The sequence below is a fragment of the Luteibacter aegosomatissinici genome, from assembly GCF_023078495.1.
Taxonomy (GTDB): Bacteria; Pseudomonadota; Gammaproteobacteria; order Xanthomonadales; family Rhodanobacteraceae; genus Luteibacter; species Luteibacter aegosomatissinici.
The window spans coordinates 2,024,614-2,043,036 of sequence record NZ_CP095742.1 but is presented as its reverse complement, the minus strand read 5'-3'; the positions used below and the strand labels follow the sequence as shown (position 1 = coordinate 2,043,036).

General features: G+C 64.3%; 16 protein-coding genes and 3 tRNA genes. 7 read left to right on the top strand and 12 right to left on the bottom strand.

The annotated features are described in order from the left end of the window. Window positions 1–157: 157 nt before the first annotated feature. Window positions 158–2,695 carry a putative bifunctional diguanylate cyclase/phosphodiesterase gene (locus L2Y97_RS09140; RefSeq protein WP_247435756.1) on the bottom strand — a complete coding sequence of 846 codons (2,538 nt, stop codon included), beginning with the start codon at window positions 2,693–2,695 and terminating at the stop codon, window positions 158–160. A gap of 3 nt (window positions 2,696–2,698) precedes the next feature. Continuing rightward, complete coding sequence (locus L2Y97_RS09135) at window positions 2,699–3,181, bottom strand: hypothetical protein (protein WP_247435753.1); 483 nt, start codon at window positions 3,179–3,181, stop codon at window positions 2,699–2,701. A gap of 177 nt (window positions 3,182–3,358) precedes the next feature. Between L2Y97_RS09135 and L2Y97_RS09130 the strand changes: the two genes are divergently transcribed. Then, on the top strand, window positions 3,359–5,416 hold the full coding sequence (locus L2Y97_RS09130) for a 3-hydroxyacyl-CoA dehydrogenase NAD-binding domain-containing protein (protein WP_247435750.1): 2,058 nt from the start codon (window positions 3,359–3,361) through the stop codon (window positions 5,414–5,416). Window positions 5,417–5,513: 97 nt separating this feature from the next. Here L2Y97_RS09130 and L2Y97_RS09125 read toward each other — a convergent pair whose 3' ends face one another. The 4 genes from L2Y97_RS09125 to L2Y97_RS09110 form a co-directional block, all read right to left on the bottom strand. Continuing rightward, a complete protein-coding gene (locus L2Y97_RS09125) occupies window positions 5,514–6,176 on the bottom strand; it encodes a DUF2058 family protein (protein WP_247435747.1) in 663 nt (220 codons plus the stop codon). Between the two features lie 24 nt (window positions 6,177–6,200). Next, window positions 6,201–6,413 (bottom strand): SlyX family protein, encoded by a 213-nt coding sequence (locus L2Y97_RS09120; protein ID WP_247435744.1) that lies wholly within the window; start codon window positions 6,411–6,413, stop codon window positions 6,201–6,203. 218 nt (window positions 6,414–6,631) lie between these two features. Beyond that, window positions 6,632–7,411, bottom strand: a complete 780-nt coding sequence (locus L2Y97_RS09115) for an FKBP-type peptidyl-prolyl cis-trans isomerase (RefSeq protein ID WP_247435741.1) — start codon at window positions 7,409–7,411, stop codon at window positions 6,632–6,634. A 163-nt stretch (window positions 7,412–7,574) separates the two neighbouring features. Then, window positions 7,575–9,335, bottom strand: a complete 1,761-nt coding sequence (locus L2Y97_RS09110) for a cation:proton antiporter (protein WP_247435738.1) — start codon at window positions 9,333–9,335, stop codon at window positions 7,575–7,577. A gap of 248 nt (window positions 9,336–9,583) precedes the next feature. On the opposite strand from L2Y97_RS09110, the gene L2Y97_RS09105 reads away from it, so the two are divergent. From L2Y97_RS09105 to L2Y97_RS09095, 3 genes are all read left to right on the top strand, one after another. Continuing rightward, window positions 9,584–9,659 (top strand) — tRNA-Ala (locus tag L2Y97_RS09105). Window positions 9,660–9,670: 11 nt separating this feature from the next. After that, window positions 9,671–9,746, top strand: a tRNA-Glu gene (locus L2Y97_RS09100). A gap of 69 nt (window positions 9,747–9,815) precedes the next feature. Next, window positions 9,816–9,892 (top strand) — tRNA-Asp (locus L2Y97_RS09095). Window positions 9,893–9,990: 98 nt separating this feature from the next. Here L2Y97_RS09095 and L2Y97_RS09090 read toward each other — a convergent pair. After that, entirely contained in the window at window positions 9,991–10,476 is a 486-nt protein-coding gene (locus L2Y97_RS09090; protein ID WP_247435735.1) for a DUF1249 domain-containing protein, read from the bottom strand. A gap of 32 nt (window positions 10,477–10,508) precedes the next feature. Further along, window positions 10,509–11,324: a posphoenolpyruvate synthetase regulatory kinase/phosphorylase PpsR gene (gene ppsR, locus L2Y97_RS09085; RefSeq protein WP_247435732.1), complete on the bottom strand. Its 816-nt coding sequence runs from the start codon at window positions 11,322–11,324 to the stop codon at window positions 10,509–10,511. 185 nt (window positions 11,325–11,509) lie between these two features. On the opposite strand from ppsR, the gene ppsA reads away from it, so the two are divergent. Continuing rightward, a complete protein-coding gene (ppsA, locus tag L2Y97_RS09080; protein WP_247435729.1) occupies window positions 11,510–13,882 on the top strand; it encodes a phosphoenolpyruvate synthase in 2,373 nt (790 codons plus the stop codon). Between the two features lie 139 nt (window positions 13,883–14,021). Here ppsA and L2Y97_RS09075 read toward each other — a convergent pair whose 3' ends face one another. The 4 genes from L2Y97_RS09075 to L2Y97_RS09060 all read right to left on the bottom strand — a co-directional run bounded on the left by L2Y97_RS09075 (window position 14,022) and on the right by L2Y97_RS09060 (window position 16,928). Then, window positions 14,022–14,789, bottom strand: coding sequence for a DeoR/GlpR family DNA-binding transcription regulator (locus L2Y97_RS09075; protein ID WP_247435726.1), 768 nt, complete (start codon window positions 14,787–14,789; stop codon window positions 14,022–14,024). Then, window positions 14,786–15,406, bottom strand: coding sequence for an HAD family hydrolase (locus tag L2Y97_RS09070; RefSeq protein WP_247435723.1), 621 nt, complete (start codon window positions 15,404–15,406; stop codon window positions 14,786–14,788). The genes L2Y97_RS09075 and L2Y97_RS09070 overlap by 4 nt, the downstream gene beginning before the upstream one ends. A gap of 13 nt (window positions 15,407–15,419) precedes the next feature. Further along, complete coding sequence (locus L2Y97_RS09065) at window positions 15,420–16,541, bottom strand: MFS transporter (RefSeq protein ID WP_247435720.1); 1,122 nt, start codon at window positions 16,539–16,541, stop codon at window positions 15,420–15,422. Window positions 16,542–16,619: 78 nt separating this feature from the next. Further along, the gene (locus L2Y97_RS09060; RefSeq protein WP_247435717.1) at window positions 16,620–16,928 is read right to left on the bottom strand and encodes a hypothetical protein; all 309 of its coding nucleotides are present in this window, start codon (window positions 16,926–16,928) and stop codon (window positions 16,620–16,622) included. 196 nt (window positions 16,929–17,124) lie between these two features. On the opposite strand from L2Y97_RS09060, the gene lexA reads away from it, so the two are divergent. After that, on the top strand, window positions 17,125–17,751 hold the full coding sequence (lexA, locus tag L2Y97_RS09055; protein ID WP_247435715.1) for a transcriptional repressor LexA: 627 nt from the start codon (window positions 17,125–17,127) through the stop codon (window positions 17,749–17,751). Between the two features lie 3 nt (window positions 17,752–17,754). Next, entirely contained in the window at window positions 17,755–18,393 is a 639-nt protein-coding gene (gene imuA, locus L2Y97_RS09050) for a translesion DNA synthesis-associated protein ImuA (RefSeq protein WP_247435712.1), read from the top strand. Window positions 18,394–18,423: the final 30 nt, after the last annotated feature.

Below are 18,423 nucleotides of genomic sequence, written 5' to 3'. Positions count from 1 at the left end.
GGGCCGTCTCCTCAACAACATTCGGTCCAGTCCGGGCGCAGGTGAGACCCGCGGTGCGGGCGCAAGTTCAATGCGCCACGCCCCTGCTACTGCAAAATATGCGGATAACCCCGTGAAGCTCAACCCGGGACGAATGGCGGCCGCCATGCCGGCCGCCTCAGGCGACCGTAAGCGCCTGGCCTTCAGCGACGAGCCGCTCGCGCTCGCCCAGCAATTTATCGAACGTGACGGTAGGCAGCGGCCTGGAGAACAGGTAGCCCTGGAGTTCGTCGCAGCCGTTGGCGCGCAGGAACTGCAGGTGCTGCTCGATTTCCACGCCCTCGGCCACCACGCCACGCTTGAGGCGATGGGCCATGTCGATCGTAGCGCGCACGATGGCTTCATCATCGGGATCCACGCCGATGTTCCGCACGAAGCTCTGGTCGATCTTGATCCGGTCAGCCGGGAGGCGGCGCAGGTAATCGAGCGATGCCGCTCCCGTCCCGAAATCGTCGATGGCGATGCGGCACCCCATGGCATGCAGGGCATCCAGGGTTTCGACCAGGTGCGGGACGGTCTTGACGCTGATGCTCTCGGTCACTTCCAGCTCGAGCAACGACGCATCGAGGCCGGTATCCTCCAGCGCCCGACGAACCACCCCCGCCAGGTTGGGCTGCATCAACTGCACCGCCGAAAGGTTCACACCGAGGCGCAGGCCGAGGCCATAGCGGTCTTCCCAGATCTTTGCCTGGGCGCACGCGGTGCGCAGCACCCACTCGCCAATGGGCACGATGAGCCCACTAGCCTCCGCAAGGGGGATGAAGAACCCCGGGCTGATCATGCCCAGCTCCGGGTGCTCCCAGCGCACCAGGGCCTCCATGCCGACGATATCTTCGCTGCCGGCATCGACCTGGGGCTGGTAGAACACGCGCAATTCGCTGTTGCGTTCGGCATGCCGCAGTCGCGCCTTCAGCTCACCCTGCTGTTGCTGCGCGGTGTCCACGTTGGCCGCGTACACCTGGTAGTTATTCCGGCCCAGGCTCTTGGCGCCGTACATGGCCTCATCCGCGTGACGGAGCAGGAGCTCGCCTTCCACGGCATCATCCGGGAAGAAGGCGATGCCCACCGACACAGTGGCCTGCAACTCCGAACCATCATCGAGGTGAAGGGGAACCTCCATTGCCTGGACGATTTTCTCGGCGATGCGCAGTACGTCTTCGCGCTTGATGATGTGGCGCAGGACCAGGGTGAACTCATCGCCCGCGTAACGGGCCACGGTATCCGAGCCACGCACGCTGGAACGCAGCCGGCGCGCCACGGCCGTCAGCACCTGGTCACCTACAGAGTGGCCCAGGGTTTCATTGATACCTTTGAAGCGATCCAGGTCGACCAGAAGCACGGCGAACAACTCGCCGGTGCGCTCGGCCTCCCGAATGGTGGTATCCAGGCGGTCGTGGAACAACAGCCGGTTCGGCAAACCGGTCAATGTATCGACCAGGCCACGCTCACGCCCCTGGTCGCGCGCCCGGCGCAATTCCAGTGCGGCACTGAAACGCGCCGACGCCGCGCGCAGCGCGAGTTCGAAGATGCGGCCATCGCCCGCCGGCCGGCGGCGACCGGCGAGCATCGCGCCAATGGCGCTACGACGCTCGTCCAGCAAGGGAAGGAAAACGAATGACGTCAGCCCGAGCGCCTCGATGAGAGGATCGGCGGGCACTTCGGTGCGGCCGTCGCCAAGGCGCACCAGCGCCTCGCCGGACAGGCACACCTTGAGCAACGGCAGATCGGCCGCTTCGGCCCACTCCACCTGCCCCGGCCCGTTCCAGATCCGGGCGACGACAGCCGGTCCACCCTCGTTCTCGGGGAGTGCGGCCCATACCCCCACGACGTCCAGGTCGAGGGCATCCGCCAGCATCGCAGCGGCCTCGCCCAGGCCCTCGTCATCGCTGGGGCACGCATCGAGCACGGATAGCAACGACAACGCACGAGCGGCGGTGTCGCCGGCACGCAGATCACGAAACGCCACGGCAATCCGATGGCTGCCCGCACCGTCGACAAGGTGACGCACATCGAGCTCGCCAGGGATTTCCATGCCGTCGGCACGGCGCAGCACGCACGCCATGCCATCGCCATCGGGCACGGGCCAGGCCGCGCCATCGACCATGCTGAACACATCACGCAGCAAGCGGCCCTGGATGGGCGCATCTTCCGCGCACAAGCGCGACATGGCCGCCCCGGCATCAACGATGCACCCGTCCACCGCCGACGCCACCACCCAGGCCGCACCCGCATCGAACGCGAAACGGTAATCCGCTTGCGCCTCCACCGGCCGCGGCGTCGTATCGACGGCAACGGCCATGCGGACGCGCTGGGCGAGCTCGGCCGCGATGGCACTTTCGCGCAGCCACGGCGCGCCATCATCGGGCGCCACGGTCAGGGGGCCGTCCGGCACGAGATACACCACGGGGATATCGCGGTACGCCGCAAAGCTGCGCAGGATCCGCATGCCCAGCCGGACATCATCGCTCCCGTCGCCGCCGACCACCGCCACCTGCAACGGCGGCGCATCGGCAAGCAGCGCTTCCAGCTGGAGCGCATCGCGCGCGCTCAACAGGACGAAGCCGCCATCGGCATCCAGCGCATCGAAAACCGAGCGGCGCATGTCGCGGCGCGGCGTGAAAATGAGGACGCCACTGGCGTCGGGGATCGACATCATGGTTCAGACCACCCAACGACCATCACGCAGGCGGGGTGCGACCGAGCGGGCCGCGCGATCGGCATCGACCCGCACGATATCGTCATCGAACGTGGCAAGGAGGCTGGCGCTGGCCCCCAGAAGGACCACGCGGCGCACGTGCCCGGTCTGGGCCTTCGAAAGTTGCCGTAAAAGTGCACCATCCGTCGCACTCGGCACGCCTGGCGGCATGTCCAGCAGGTACACACCGAAGTGCAGGCTTTGCAGGATGTAGCGAAGTGCGTCGCCCAGTCGCGTGCAGCCTGGCACCCGCATCTGCGCATCGCGCAGGCTGGTGAGGCCCTCGCCGCCACGCCACAGGTACACGGCCTGCCCCGTGCGCCGCGCGACAAGGCGGAACTGATCGATAAGGGTGGCCTGCTCGTCCGCCTTCAGCGCGACCAACGGGCCGGCGGCTGAGAGAATTCGGTCGAAGACATCCGTTCCTGCGAGTGCATCCACTGACATCGGCCATCTGGCGACTTGACTGGCGCGCAGTATCGGGCCAACCGGGTGCCGGGCGCCAGATGCGGGCATCGCCAGCCATGCCGGCGCACCGCCCCGTCGGACCATACGGCGGGGTATCTCGCATTCGGCACGGCGGAAAGGTATGGTGATGCGCTCATTCGCCACCGCACGACCGCCATGTTCGAAGGACTCCGATTCAAGCACTGGAAGACCAGCGAAGGCGACGATGGCATCGTCGTCCTCACCCTGGACCGCGAGGGCGCCAGCGCGAATGCGTTGGCGCGCGAGGTCCTGGATGAACTGGGCACCCTGGTGGAACGCCTGGCCATCGAAGGCCCCAAGGGGGTGGTGATCCACTCCGCCAAACCGTCAGGGTTCGCCGTCGGGGCGGATATACGGGAATTCGTGGAGTACGCACACACCGGTACCGTCCTCGAGAACATCGAGAACGGGCAGCGCGTGTTCGAATCGCTGGCCCGCCTGCCGTTCCCGACCGTGGCCGCCATCCACGGCGCCTGCATGGGCGGCGGCACCGAACTCGCCCTGGCCTGCCGCTACCGCATTGCAGCGGATGACGATGCCACCCGGATCGGCCTCCCCGAGGTCATGCTGGGCATCCACCCCGGCTGGGGTGGCAGCGCCCGCCTTCCACGGCTCATCGGCGCACCGGATGCCTTACCCGCCATGCTCACGGGCAAGGCGTTCAATGCACGGCGCGCCAGGGCCGTGGGCCTGGTCGATCGCCTGGCCCGCCCCGACGAACTGCTCGCCGAAGCACGCCACCTGGCCAAGCGCCCGTCGCCGCGCCCGTTCGCGCAGCGGGCAAAAGCCTGGGCCACCAACACGTTGCCTGCCCGCCTCATCCTGGCACCCATGGTGCGCAAGCAGACCGCCGCCAAGGTGTGCAAGGAGCACTACCCCGCACCCTTCGCGCTTATCGATGTCTGGGCCAACGGTGGCGGCAACATCCAGCAACGGCTGAAGCTGGAAGCGAAGTCGGTGGCAAAGCTCGCCAACACGCCGACGGCGCACAACCTGATCCGCATTTTCTTCCTGCAGGAACGCCTCAAGGGCCTGGGCGGTGGCGTCGATCACGGCATCAAGCATGTCCACGTCGTGGGCGCCGGCACCATGGGTGGCGATATCGCCGCATGGTCGGCCCTGAAAGGTTTCGACGTCACGCTGCAGGATCGCGAATTGCGTTTCGTGGAACCGGCGATCCAGCGCGCCCGCACCCTGTTCGAAAAGAAGCTCAAGGCACCGGCCAAGGTCGAGGCAGCCAAGGGTCGCCTGCGCGCGGATGTCGAAGGCAAAGGGGTGGCCGAGGCTGATCTGGCCATCGAAGCCATCTACGAAAACCCCGAGGCCAAGCACGCGCTGTACGCGGCCATCGAGCCACAGTTCCAGTCGGACGAGATCCTGGCGAGCAACACCTCGTCCATTCCGCTGGATGAACTGCGCCAGGGGCTCGCTGCGCCACAGCGCTTCCTGGGCCTGCACTTCTTCAACCCGGTAGCGCAAATGCCGCTGGTGGAGGTGGTTCGCCACAACCAGCTCGATCCCGCCATCGAAAAGCGCGCCCTCGCCTTCTGCAAGGCCATCGGCAAGCTACCCGTGCCGGTCAAGGGCACGCCAGGCTTCCTGGTCAACCGCATCCTCATGCCCTACCTGATGGAAGCCATGCGCCTCTACAACGAAGGCGTACCTGGCCCGGTGCTGGATCGCGAGGCAAAGAAATTCGGCATGCCGATGGGCCCGATCGAACTGGCCGATACGGTTGGCCTGGACGTGTGCGTGTCCGTGGGCAAGGAGCTGGCCCCCTTCCTGGGGCTGGAAGTGCCACAGGGTCTCGAGGAAAAGCTCGCCGCGAACAAGCGCGGCAAGAAGGACGGCGAAGGCCTGTACGTGTGGAAGGACGGCAAGCCGGACAAGCCCGACGTGGATCCGGATTACGTGCCGCCGGGCGACCTGCAGGACCGCATGATCCTGCCGATGGTGAACGAGGCGGTCGCATGCCTTGCCGAAGGCGTCGTCGACGATGCCGACCTGCTTGATGCAGGCGTCATCTTCGGCACCGGTTTCGCACCGTTCCGCGGCGGCCCCATCCAGTATGCGCGCAGTGAAGGCGTGGCGGCCGTACGCGAGCGCCTGGCCAAACTGGAACAGAAGCACGGCGCGCGGTTTGCAAAGAAGGAAGGCTGGGACAATCCCGAACTCGCCACGCCGCCGGCGTGACGTGAGCTTGAATCGCGCGCAAGCGCGCTCCTACAACAGCCTGATAGGCATGTAGGGGCGTGCTTGGGCGCAATCGATCAGGCGATAGCGCCCGGTATCACCAGATCAGATCATCAGGCACGCCATCGTCGGATTCACTGGGTGCATCCGGATCGACCATCAAGGCGATGAATTCCGGCGCCAACGCGCCCAATGCCTCGATCACGGCCTTATCTACCACGAGGTAACGGCCACCCTGCTGCACGACACCCAATGCACCCGCATTGATGGCAGCCAACTGCTCGGCATTGACGTGTACGCGGCGAATCTTTTCGCCATAGGGAAAATGCCGGACAAGGTCGGCCTCGGCGAGGTTCAGCGCCTTGCCCTTCAATAGCTCTTCTACCTTGCGCTTCTTTTCCTTGCGCAGCCGGGCCTGCTCAGCCGCCTCGGCCTCCGCCTTGCGGCGCTCGGTGGATTCGGTTTGCGCACGCATGGCATAGGCCTTCGCCAGATCCATGTCGCCGTCGTTGCGCGGCGGCCGCGCGGCATGGCCCTGGCCACCGTTCGGCCGGCCGCCCTGTGGGCGTCCACCCGCCTGGTTCGGCTTGCCACCACCCTGGGAACGGTTGCCCCCACCCTGGCCCGGCTTGCCACCGCCTTGCGGTCGCTGGCCACCCTTGCCGCCCTGGCGAGGTGGCGGCGCGGATTTACGCGCCTCTTCGCGGATCTCCTTGACGAGGCCGCTCTTCAACAACTGGTCACGCAGGGACTCTGCCATGGTCGGTAAGGCTCTCTAGCTATATCAGTAGTGCGGCGGCGGGGGTTCACTGGCCGGGTCACCGCCCAGCCCCGCACGCATGGTCGAAAGGTCAGAACGCATCTCGCGCACCGCGCGCTCGAGCAGATCCAGCCGTCGCGCAATCTCCGCATCGGCGGACGAAAGGCTGTTCACGGTGTCGTCGATGAAAGCGAGGCGCACCTCGAGCTCCATCAGGCGCTCATCGGTGTCACTCATGGGATGTCCTTGGTACGGGCGGCGAGGTTGCCGTAACCGCCGATTGTAGTCCGAGGACCGGAGCGAGCAAACCGCAACGCACCACGCCTGTGGTGCCAGAAAGAAAAAGGGACGCCGGAGCGTCCCTTTTTCGGTTGCCTTGGTTGCGGCGTGGCCGGTATTTCGGCCAGGCCGCTTCGTTGGCTTTTCGCGTGCGAGCACGCTCCTACATTTGCTTATTACTTGCCGCCCGGAGCGGCGCCGGCGGCCGGGCCCTGGCCAGCCGGGGTCGGGCCGGTCTTCAGCAGCTCGACGTCGAAGATGATCGTCGCATTCGGCGGGAAGCCGTTTTCCGGCTTGGCGCCGTATGCGATGTTCGACGGGATGAACAGCTTGTACTTGCCGCCGGTCTGCATCAGCTGCAGGCCTTCGCGGAAGCCCGGGATAACCGCGGCGAGCGGGATCTGGGCCGGGCCGGCCGGCTGGTGATCGGCCGAGGAATCGAACTTCTCGCCGTTCACGAACGTACCGGTGTAGTTGATCGTGACCGTGTCGTTCGGGCCCGGGCGCTGGCCGGTGCCGGCCTGGACGACCTGGTACTGCAGGCCCGAAGCCGTGACCTTCACGCCAGCGGCGCTCTTGTTCTTGGCCAGGAAAGCGTCGCCTTCGGTCTTGTTCTGGGAAGCAACCTTGTTGTACTCGGCTTCGGCCTTGACCTTCAGCTGGGCCACGAAGGCTTCACGCGTGGTCTTGGCTTCGGCTTCGGTCATGGTCGGCTTCTGGCCAGACAGGGCAGCCTGGAGGGCCTTGGCGACCGTGGCCGGGTCGACTTCGCGCGCGACGAGCGGCGGAAGCGAGCTGGCAAGGTCCCAACCCACGACATAGCTGGCCTTCTGCTTATCGACGCCACCGGCAGGGGCGGCGGCCGGCTTGGCAGCCTGGGCAGATGCGCCCGCGGCCGCACCCAGCGAAACCGCCAGGGCGACGGCCATCATCGTGGGACGCAAAAAGTGCTTCATTCGTTACTCCCTCTCTTTGGAGAAAATCGGCGAGGCCGCCGTGGCACCTCCGTGCGGAGGCAGAATCGCCATTGTGCTGTGGTTAGCGCCCGGCTTGCAATGACGGGGGCAGAGACAAGGTTTCATACCAAAAGTTCATGGACCTTTCGTGAATTCGTCCATTTCACTCCCCGTGCCCCTGCCCCGGCTTGTCCAGCGTGTCGCGCAGCGCTGCCTGCAACCGGGCGTGCACTTGTACCAGAACCCGCCACAGAAGCCACGTCAGGCCGATACCGATCAGTATCAGCACCGCTGCGACCTCGCGCGGCGGCAGGATGGTCGAGGCCAGCGCCGCCACCAAAAGGCCCAGAATCAACATGACCACCACCGGAATGATCCTCCCGAGGACGGCCCGGATCCGGTAGGTCCGCGCGCCGAACCGGTCCGGGATGCTCAGTTCGGCAAGCAACATGCCGAGCGCGCCAGCCTTCCGGTAAGCGGCCACCACCATGGGCAGCGAGACAAGCGCGGCCACCGACCACGCCAGGCTGCGCCGGACCACCGGGTTATCGCTGAACAGGTCCAGGTGCATGAAACCGCGACGGTACGCAAACGCCGTGATGATGAAGACGGCGATGACCAGCGCCATGTTGATGATCACGTGCCACACCAGGCGGCGGATCATCTTCATGACGATCGCGCCCTGCCCTTGCAGCCCCAGACTCCCCATCCAGTCCGTATAAGCGCCGAACACGCCCGTCACTCGCGCTGGCAGCACCCGCGCAAGCCCGGTTGCCAGCGGATCGGAAAGGCGGATCAGGTACGGCGTAAGGAACGTGGTGATCGCCGACACGGCGACGGCCACGGGATAAAGGAAATTGCTGGTGACCTTGAGACTGAGGCCCAGCGTGGCGATGACGAACGAGAATTCACCGATCTGTGCCAGGCCCATGCCAACGCGCAACGAGGTACGGCCGTCATTTCCCGCCACGAAACTGCCAAAGCTGCACGTCACGACCTTGCCCACCACCACGGCGATAGTCACGATCGTGATGGGCCATGCGTACTCGGCGAGCAGCGCCGGGTCGATGAGCATGCCGATCGCCACGAAAAAGATGGCACTGAACATGTCGCGCACCGGCATGATGATGCGCTCGATGCGCGCCACGCTTTCCGATTCAGCCACGATGGCGCCGATCATGAAGGCGCCTAGCGCCACGCTGTAACCCAACTCGGTCACCAGCAGGCAGAAGCCGAAGCAGATGCCCAGCACCGCAATCAGCAGCACATCGTTGCGGCTGACCCGCGCGATGTAATCGACCACGCGCGGCACCAGCAACAAGCCGACGACCAGCGATACGGCCATGAACAGGCCCAGGCGCCCCACCGCGGCCAACGCCTGCTCGGCCTCGAGACCGCCGGTACTGGCGATACCCGTCAACAGTGCCATCAGGACGATGGCCAGCAGATCCTCCACGATCAGGATGCCGAACATCAGCTGCGCAAACCGCTCGCGCTTGAGGTTCAGGTCCTCCAGTGCCTTCATGATGATGGTGGTGGAGGAGATCGACAGCATGGCGCCCAGGAACAGCGAATCCATGGTGCTCCAGCCAAAGAACCGCCCGATCTCGTAGCCGATCCACACCATCAGCACGATTTCCGCGAACGCCGCCACGAGCGCCGCCCCGCCCACCGCGCGCAACTTCTTCAGGCTGAATTCCAGGCCCAGCGCAAAGAGCAGCAGGATCATGCCCAGCTCTGAGAGGGTGCGGATCGTTTCTTCGTCGTGGATGAAGATGAAGGGGAACGTATGCGGCCCGATCAACAGGCCGGCGATGATGTAGCCAAGCACGACCGGCTGGCGAAGGCGCTGGAACAGCACCGTAGTGAGGCCAGCCACAAGCATGACGGTGGCCAGGTCCTGGATGAAAACGATGCCGTGCATGCCTGTCCCTGTGTGTATGAGGGGACAGGTTACCCCGCAGGAAGTCGCGAGAACATCGCGACGTGAATGCGACGAATGACGATCTGGTTACGAAGTGACCAAAGCGGAAAAAACCGTGTTTCAGGGCACTTCACGCAAGTGGCTGCCAGCCATGAAGATTCTGAATTCGTCGAAAATAAATTCAAAAAAAGTGTCACGAACGCTTGACGGAATCGGGGTTCGGCCCTAATCTTTGCGGCTTCCAGCAGGGGGCCATAGCTCAGCTGGGAGAGCGCCTGCATGGCATGCAGGAGGTCGCCGGTTCGATCCCGGCTGGCTCCACCAACTTCTAGTACGTCCCCATCGTCTAGAGGCCTAGGACATCACCCTTTCACGGTGGCGACCGGGGTTCGAATCCCCGTGGGGACGCCACTTTCCGGTCCGCCGGTAAGTGTAATGGATGTAGAAGTTGGTAGTTGTTGGAAGTTGGAAAACTAGTGTGGAGCGGTAGTTCAGTCGGTTAGAATGCTGGCCTGTCACGCCGGAGGTCGCGGGTTCGAGTCCCGTCCGCTCCGCCACTTTCCAAAGAAGAATCCGCCATCTGGCGGATTTTTTTTGCCTGGAATCCGGGATTTCGGCATCGCCGCCCTGCTGGCTATCGCGCGCAAGCGCGCTCCTACAGGGGCCGGCGTATCCCGTCACCCTCCACGCGTACCAGGGTGCCCATCGAATGCCCCTGCTCGGCCAGGTACTCCAGCCAGCGGCTGAGGAATCCGTTCATGCGCAGGCGATGCTGGAGCACGGTATCCGCTGGCGGAAAGGGGCCCAGCACCTGCCACAGCTTTCGGCCCGGATGGCAATGCAGCGCCTCGGCCACGTGCGCGTCGGTGTACATGCGCAGTTGGGCCGACGGCGAGGGCTGGCCGGTCGCCTCATCGACAAAGTCGTAAGTGAGCTCGAGCTCCAGGGTGTACGGGTGCTTTTCCTGGATCTCCAGCCTGACATTGAGGCCATCATCCACATCGGAGACATAGCGGCCCGCCGCCAGCCGCTGCGGGGCGAACAGCCGCGCAAGCCGGTGGTAATTCTCCGCATAAAGACCCATCAGGAATTCGAAGCGTCCCGGGATCAGCGCGGTTGGGCGTTCGAGGATGGCTGTCATGAGTGGCGTCGGTCTCCGTAAACGTTCTCTTGTTAATACATATGCCGCTCGATCCCCAGGTATTCAAAGATCTTGCTCGAGATTTCCTCGATCGACGTATGCGTGGTGTTGAGGACCGGGATATTTTCCCGGCGCATCAGGCGATCCGCCTGCTCCAGCTCCCATCGGCACTGCTTCAGCGTGGCGTAGCGACTGCCGGGACGGCGTTGCTCACGGATCTGTGCGAGGCGGACGGGATCAATGGTCAGGCCGAATAGCCTGCTCCGGTACGGGCGGAGGCGCATCGGCAATTCGAGCTTGTCGAGGTCATCGTCCGTGAGGGGGTAATTGGCGGCACGCACGCCGTAATGCAAGGCCATGTACAGGCAGGTTGGCGTCTTGCCCGATCGCGACACACCCACCAGGACCACGTCGGAGAGGTTGTAATCCACATCCAGGCCATCGTCATGGGCCAGGGCGTAGTTCGTGGCCTCGATGCGCGCCTCGTAGCGATCCGAATCCACGAGGCCATGCGAGCGATTCACGGCACCGGACTGCTTGACCCCCAGTTCCTGCTCGAGCGGGTCGATAAAGGGGGCGAACACGTCCAGCATCAGCGCCCCGCTGCCCGCGACGATATCGCACAAGGCCTTCGAGGTCATGGTGTTCACGACGATCGGCCTCTGCCCGTCCTGGGCGTACTTGGTCTTGATGCGCAGAGCCGCCGCCTCGGCCTTGGCCGGGTTGTCGATAAACGGCAGCCGGTGCGTGTCGAACTCCACCCCGTCGAACTGGGTAAGCATGCTGTTGCCGATGGTCTCGGCCGTAATGCCGGTGGAATCGGAAATGAAGAAGACGGTGCGCCGCATCGGCCGGTTTCCCCTGAGTGGTTCCATGACTCCCACCTTAAGACCAATACGCCGTCATAACCATCCACCCCGCAAAATCGCGGGCGGATTTGTGCATCGCCGCTTGTGCGGCGACCATACCACCGCGACAATGCGCCGATTTTTACCAGCGCGGCCCGCCGCCCAACCGATGTGAGGATCTTCCTTTGAGCGACCTGGTACTTTGGCTCGACGCGCTACGCATGACCGACCTTGGCAAGGTGGGCGGCAAAAACGCCTCCCTTGGCGAAATGATCGGCAACCTGGCGAAACTGGGCGTCTCGGTCCCGGGTGGCTTTGCCACCACGGCCGACGCCTTCCAGACCTACCTTGAAAAGAGCGGCCTCGCGAAGCGCATCCAGGAACGCCTGGCCACGCTGGACGTGGATGACGTGGACGAGTTGACCCGTGGCGGCAAGGAGATCCGCGGCTGGATCGTGGATACCGCTCTGCCCGCCGATCTCGAGCAGGCCATTCGCGATGCCTACATCAAGCTCTGCAAGGATGCCGGTGCCGCCGATATCGCGGTGGCCGTGCGCTCTTCCGCAACCGCCGAGGACCTGCCGGATGCCTCGTTCGCCGGCCAGCAGGAAACCTTCCTCAACGTTGTCGGTATCGACGATGTGCTGCACAAGGTGAAGGAAGTCTTCGCCTCGCTCTACAACGACCGCGCCATCGCCTACCGCGTCCACCAGGGCTTCAAGCACGAAGACGTTTTCCTCTCGGCGGGCGTGCAGCTTATGGTCCGCTCGGACGTCGGTGCCTCGGGCGTTCTTTTCACCCTGGATACCGAGTCCGGCTTCCGCGACGTGGTGTTCGTCACCGGTTCGTACGGCCTGGGCGAGATGGTCGTCCAGGGCGCGGTGAATCCGGACGAGTTCTACGTGTTCAAGCCGACCCTGAAGGAAGGCAAGCCGTCCGTGCTTCGCCGCAGCCTGGGCGCCAAGCAGCAGCGCATGGTGTACTCGGATCAGCCGGGCGAGCGCGTACGCATTGAAGAGACCCCTGCCGCCGACCGCCACCGCTTCTGCATCACCGATGCCGACGTGGAAGAGCTGTCCCGCCAGGCCCTGGTCATCGAGAAGCACTACGGCCGCCCCATGGACGTCGAGTGGGCGAAGGATGGCAATACCGGCAAGCTGTACATCGTGCAAGCCCGCCCGGAAACCGTGAAGTCGCGCTCGCACGCCACCACGCTCGAACGCTTCCAGCTCAACGAAAAGGGCAAGGTGCTCACCGAAGGCCGCGCCATCGGCCAGAAGATCGGTTCGGGCAAAGCCCGCGTGATCCGCTCGCTTGCCGACATGAACAAGGTGCAGCCGGGCGACGTGCTGGTCGCCGACATGACCGATCCCGACTGGGAGCCGGTGATGAAGCGCGCGGCCGCCATTGTCACCAACCGTGGCGGCCGTACCTGCCACGCCGCGATCATCGCGCGTGAGCTGGGCGTGCCTGCCGTCGTGGGTTGCGGCAACGCGCTGGACACCATTCCCGATGGCGCGGAAGTGACCGTGTCCTGCGCCGAAGGTGATACCGGCACGATTTACGAGGGGTTGCTGAAGTTCGACAAGATCACCGCCGACCTCGGCGCCATGCCCGAGGCTCCGCTCAAGATCATGATGAACGTGGCCAACCCGGAGCGCGCCTTCGATTTCGGCATGTTGCCGAACGCAGGCATCGGCCTGGCCCGCCTGGAGATGATCATCGCCAGCCATATTGGCGTGCATCCGAAGGCCCTGCTCGAGTACGCGAAGCAGGATGCCGAGACCAAGGCCCGCATCGATACACGCATCGCGGGCTACAAGGATCCGGTGTCGTTCTACACCGATCGACTGGGTGAAGGCATCGCCACTATCGCCGCCTCCGTGTACCCCAAGCCGGTGATCGTGCGCCTGTCCGACTTCAAGTCGAACGAGTACGCCGGCCTGCTGGGCGGTTCGCGGTATGAGCCGCACGAAGAGAACCCGATGATCGGTTACCGTGGCGCCAGCCGTTACGTCTCGGCGGATTTCGCCGAATCGTTCGCGCTGGAGTGCAAAGCCGTGAAGTACGTGCGCGAGACCATGGGCCTCGACAACGTATGGGTCATGATCCCGTTCGTCCGCACGCTGGATGAGGGCCGCAAGGTCATCGACGTACTGCGCAAGAACGGCCTCGTGCAGGGCGAGAACGACCTGAAGGTCATCATGATGTGCGAGGTGCCGTCCAACGCGCTGCTGGCGGATGAGTTCCTCGACATCTTCGATGGCTTCTCGATCGGCTCGAATGACCTGACCCAGCTTACGCTGGGCCTGGATCGTGATTCGAGCATCGTGGCCAACCTGTTCGATGAGCGCGACCCGGCGGTGAAGAAGCTGCTGGCACTCGCCATCAAGACCGCTCGCGAAAAGGGCAAGTACGTTGGCATCTGCGGCCAGGGGCCGTCCGATCACCCGGACCTGGCCGAGTGGCTGATGGATCAAGGCATCGAATCGGTTTCGCTCAACCCCGATACGGTGGTCGACACCTGGTTGCGCCTGGCAAAGAAGAAAGCCGGCTAAGGCAAAAGGGGCCGCCAATGGCGGCCCCTTTTGATACAGCCGGCTCTTGCAGGAGCGCGATTGCGCGCGATCAGAAGTTACCGCAAGCCCTATCGCGCGCTAGCGCGCTCCAACACGCCCAGGAATGCGTCCGCCGTTCTTACCAATGCACCGAAACACCCGCCGCCCGGTAATGGTCCGTGACCTCCCACTCCGTATCCGAGGCCACGACCAGGTGCGTAATCGCCGTGATCGGCACGGTGTGATGCGTCGCCGAGGCGACCAGTTTGTCGGGCGTGGCAATGGCCACCGTTTCACCACTGGCCTCGATGATCGCCTGCTTGAACATCGTCTCCTCCTCGTCGATCGTCCACAACCCGGTCTTTGGGTCGATGGCGCAGACGCCAGGGAAACAGAAATCCGCGCGAATATCCTGCGCCTGGCGCAGCGTGCGCGAACCGATAGCCCCGCCGATATGAGGATCGACCGTGCCGCCCAGGAGCACCACGTCGAAGCCGGGCCGGCCCAATACGGCCAAGGCCACATCGGGGGCATTCGTCACCACCGTAAGCTCGCGGTGATCGGGCAGCGCCTTGGCTAGCGCCGTGTTGGTGGACCCGGCATCGATAAACAGGATCTGCCCCTCCCCCACCAGCGCCGCGGCCGCGCGGCCAAGCGTGCGCTTGAGTTCCGCGCGCTCGCTGTGCCGTTCGCCCAGCGGCGCGATGTGCGGGGCAAGCAGTGCACCACCGTAAACCCGACGGCACAGGCCTTGTGCCGCCAGATCGCGCAGGTCACGGCGAATCGAGTCTTCCGATACATGGAATGCCTGGGCCAGCTCGACGGCCACGACCTTCCCTTCCCGCTGCAGGCGCTCGAGGATCAGTTGCTGGCGTTCACGCGGCAGCGTGGTATCCGGGGCACTCATTTCGGCAGGAAACCCAGCGCAATGAGTTCAGCGCGAAGCTGCGCCGGCGAATAAAAGTGGATCCCATGGATGCCGAGCGCCTCGGCCGCATCGACATTCACCTTGTTGTCGTCGATGAAGACCGCACGCCTGGGATCGATGTCGTAGCGCTCCAACAGCGTTTCGTAGAGCCTCGGATCAGGCTTGATCGTGCCCTCGTCGCCCGAGACCACGATGCCGTCAAACCAGTTGAAGAACTCGTAGCGGGCACGCGCGATCGGGAAGGTCTCGCCCGACCAGTTGGTGAGCCCATAAAGCAGGTGGCCGGCCTGCTTGAGGTCGCGCAGGATGGCGATGCTGTCGTCGATCGGGCCCTTCAGTGTCTCTTCCCACCGCTCATGGAACGCCGTGATCAGATCGACATGTTCGGGGTGCTTTGTCGTCAGCTCCTCCAGCGCGTCCTTCCATGGGCGCCCCGCATCCTGGCGCAGGTTCCATTCGGTGGTGGTGACCTCGGCAAGAAAGCGCTCCATGCCCGCTTCATCATCACCAAACAGCTTGCGGTAAAGATACCGCGGGTTCCAGTCGACGAGCACACCACCGAAATCGAAGATCACGACATCACGCTTGGAATACATGGAAAGCTCCGGATCAACGACGCGCGATGGACGCGCAGAGGGAAACGATGACGAGCAGGCCACCCACACCGGCAAGGGCGATGGACAGTGTGCTCAGGTGGGCCACGAAGCCAATGGCAGCCGGGCCAGCCAGCATGCCTGCATAGCCGAGCGCAGTAACGATGGCGATGCCGACGCCAGGCGATGCGCCACCATGCCGCCCGGCGGCACTGAACAGCACGGGCACGATGTTGGATGCGCCGATACCGACCAGCACGAAACCAAACAACGCCACCGGACCCGAGGGGATGAGCGTGGCGGCGAGGAAACCGGCAGCGGCGATGAGACTCCCGCCACGCACGATGGCGACGGGGCCGATATGCGCGGTAATGCGATCCCCCAGCAGACGGCATACCGCCATGGCGATGGAAAATGCAGCGTAGCCAAGGCCCGCTGACGACGCATCGAAGCCGCGCGAAAAGCGCAGGAAAACAGCGCTCCAGTCGAGCATGGAACCCTCGGCCAGGAATACCACCATGCACAGGAACCCGAGGAGAAACACCGCGCCACCCGGCATGCGGAACGGCGCGCGGGCATCCGCGTGATCCTCTTCGTGACGTACGAGGAGGTGCTTCCACTGGGTAAGCACGATGACCAGCAGCCCGAGCGAGACCGCGACGGCGCTGCCGGTAAGCGGCGCACCCGCCTTCAGCAAAGCCGCCATGCCGGCCGACCCCACAAGGCCACCCACACTGAAGAGCCCATGGAAGCCCGACATCATCGGCTTGCCGCGCATCTTTTCCACATCCACGGCATGGGCGTTCATGGAAACGTCGATGACGCCCAGCGATGCGCCGAAGAACAGGAGCGCGGCGCCAAGAGCCCACGCACTGGAAACCAGGGTAAGCAAGGGCAGCGCGAGGCAGACCAGCAGACCACTGACACCGATGACATCGCGATTGCCGAAGCGGTGGGTCAGGAACCCCGCAAGCGGCATGGCGGCCGCCGCGCCACAGCCCATGCATAACAGTACGAGGCCAAGGGTACCGTCATCGAGGCCGAGGCTCGCCTTGGCGTAAGGCACCATGGGCGCCCAACTGGCCATGCCAATGCCCGAGAGAAGAAAGATGAGCCGGGTGGCCCGGGTGGGATTCATGCGCATTCCATGGGGAGAGGGAATGCGCAGCAATGTACGCAATCGTGCATAAACGTGCAACAGGAGCAGAATCGTGCATCAAATCCAATGAAACCCTTTGGCCATCATGCCCGCGAGGCCAAGACCGAACGTGACCATGGAACCGAACAAAAGACGAAAGTCGGTTCGCAATTCGGAGCGAAGATCGCGGATATCCGTTCGAAGCTCGGTACGGGTATCGCGCAACTCCAAACGGAGGTTGCGGATATCTTCGCGGATGTATTCCATGCCAGTTTCGAGCCTCGTGACGCGTGCATTGAGGCTGGCATGGTCACCAGCGACAACTCGTGATGCAAACTCATCGGCATGGCCTGCCATGGGCAAAGCGTCGTGCGTGGTGAAGGTCATGGGACATGGATTCCCTAAGTGGACGGTTTCCATAGAATTACCGTTCTGGCACTTCAGATCGATTAGCCCTGGCCCACGCCTTCGTGTAGGAAAATCCTTTTGAACTCCGCAGCTTTGTAAGGCTTCTTCACCTGAGAAACGCCGCAAGCGCACGAGCCACTTGCACCCCGCCGCCGGCTTCTGTACAAATGTACACATGACGACGCCGAACCTCACCGAGCGACAGCAGAAGACCCTGGATTTCCTGCGGGAGTACCTGCAGGCCGAGGGCCTTCCCCCCACGCTGCGCGAGATCGCGGATGCGCTGGGCTTCCCCAGCCACAGCTCCGCACAGGCTTGCGTGGAGTCGCTGGTGCGCAAGGGTGTGCTGGAGCGCTCGCCGCAGCACCGCGGCCTGCGCCTTCCCTCCGGCAACGCCGCTGCCATCCGTGCCGCCATGCTCAACGAGCTGCCGCTTATCGGCCGCGTCGCCGCCGGCTCGCCGATCCTGGCGGAGGAAAACATCGAATCGCAGCTGGAGATCGATCCAGCCATGTTCCATCCCCGGGCCGATTACCTGCTGCGCGTGGTAGGCATGAGCATGCGCGATGTCGGCATCCTCGATGGCGACCTGCTCGCCGTCCACCGCACCGCCACGGCCAACGATGGCCAGATCGTGGTGGCACGCCTGGATGACGAGGTCACGGTGAAGCGCCTGAAGCATGAGCGCGACCGCCTGCTGCTGCTTCCCGAAAATCCGGACTTCAAGCCTATCGAAGTCGACCCCCGCCGCCACGCCTTCGCTATCGAAGGCCGTTATGTCGGCATCATCCGCAGGACCTGAGCCATGAATGCTGCCCTTGCCTCTGCTTCGCACAACCTGGCCCAGGTCCTGGATCATCCCGGTATCTGGCGCCGCTCCGCCGATCGCCAGCCGCGCGTGCGCGCGCTGTCCACGGGCTGGACTTCGCTGGATACCCGCCTGCCGGGTGGCGGTTGGCCGCAGGGCGCCGTCAGCGAAATCCTGTTCGAGCACGATGGCCTGGGCGAACTCGATCTGGTGATGCCCGCGCTCGCCGCGCTCACGCAGGAGCACCGCCGCGTCATCTTCGTGGCGCCGCCTTACCAACCGTATGCTCCCGCGCTGGCCGCGGCCGGCGTCGATCTACGCTTCCTGCATGAAATCCATGCGGGCTCCACCGAGGCTGCGTGGAGCATGGAGCAGTGCCTGCGCTCCGGCTGCTGCGGCGCCGTGGTCGGCTGGCTGCCGGATATCGATTACCGCAGCCTGCGCCGCCTGCAACTGGCCGCCGAAAGCGGCGATGCCTGCGCCATGATCTTCCGTTCCGCCGAGCACGCCGCGCAAAACAGCCCGGCGGCGCTCCGCATCAAGGTCAGCAACAGCGATGAGGCCACCTATGTGGATGTCCTCAAGTCGCGTGGCCTGCTGACCACCACCGCTCCGCTGTTGCGTATGCGGGCCTGAGGTTTGTCCGGCATGGCGTCGTCCCTCATC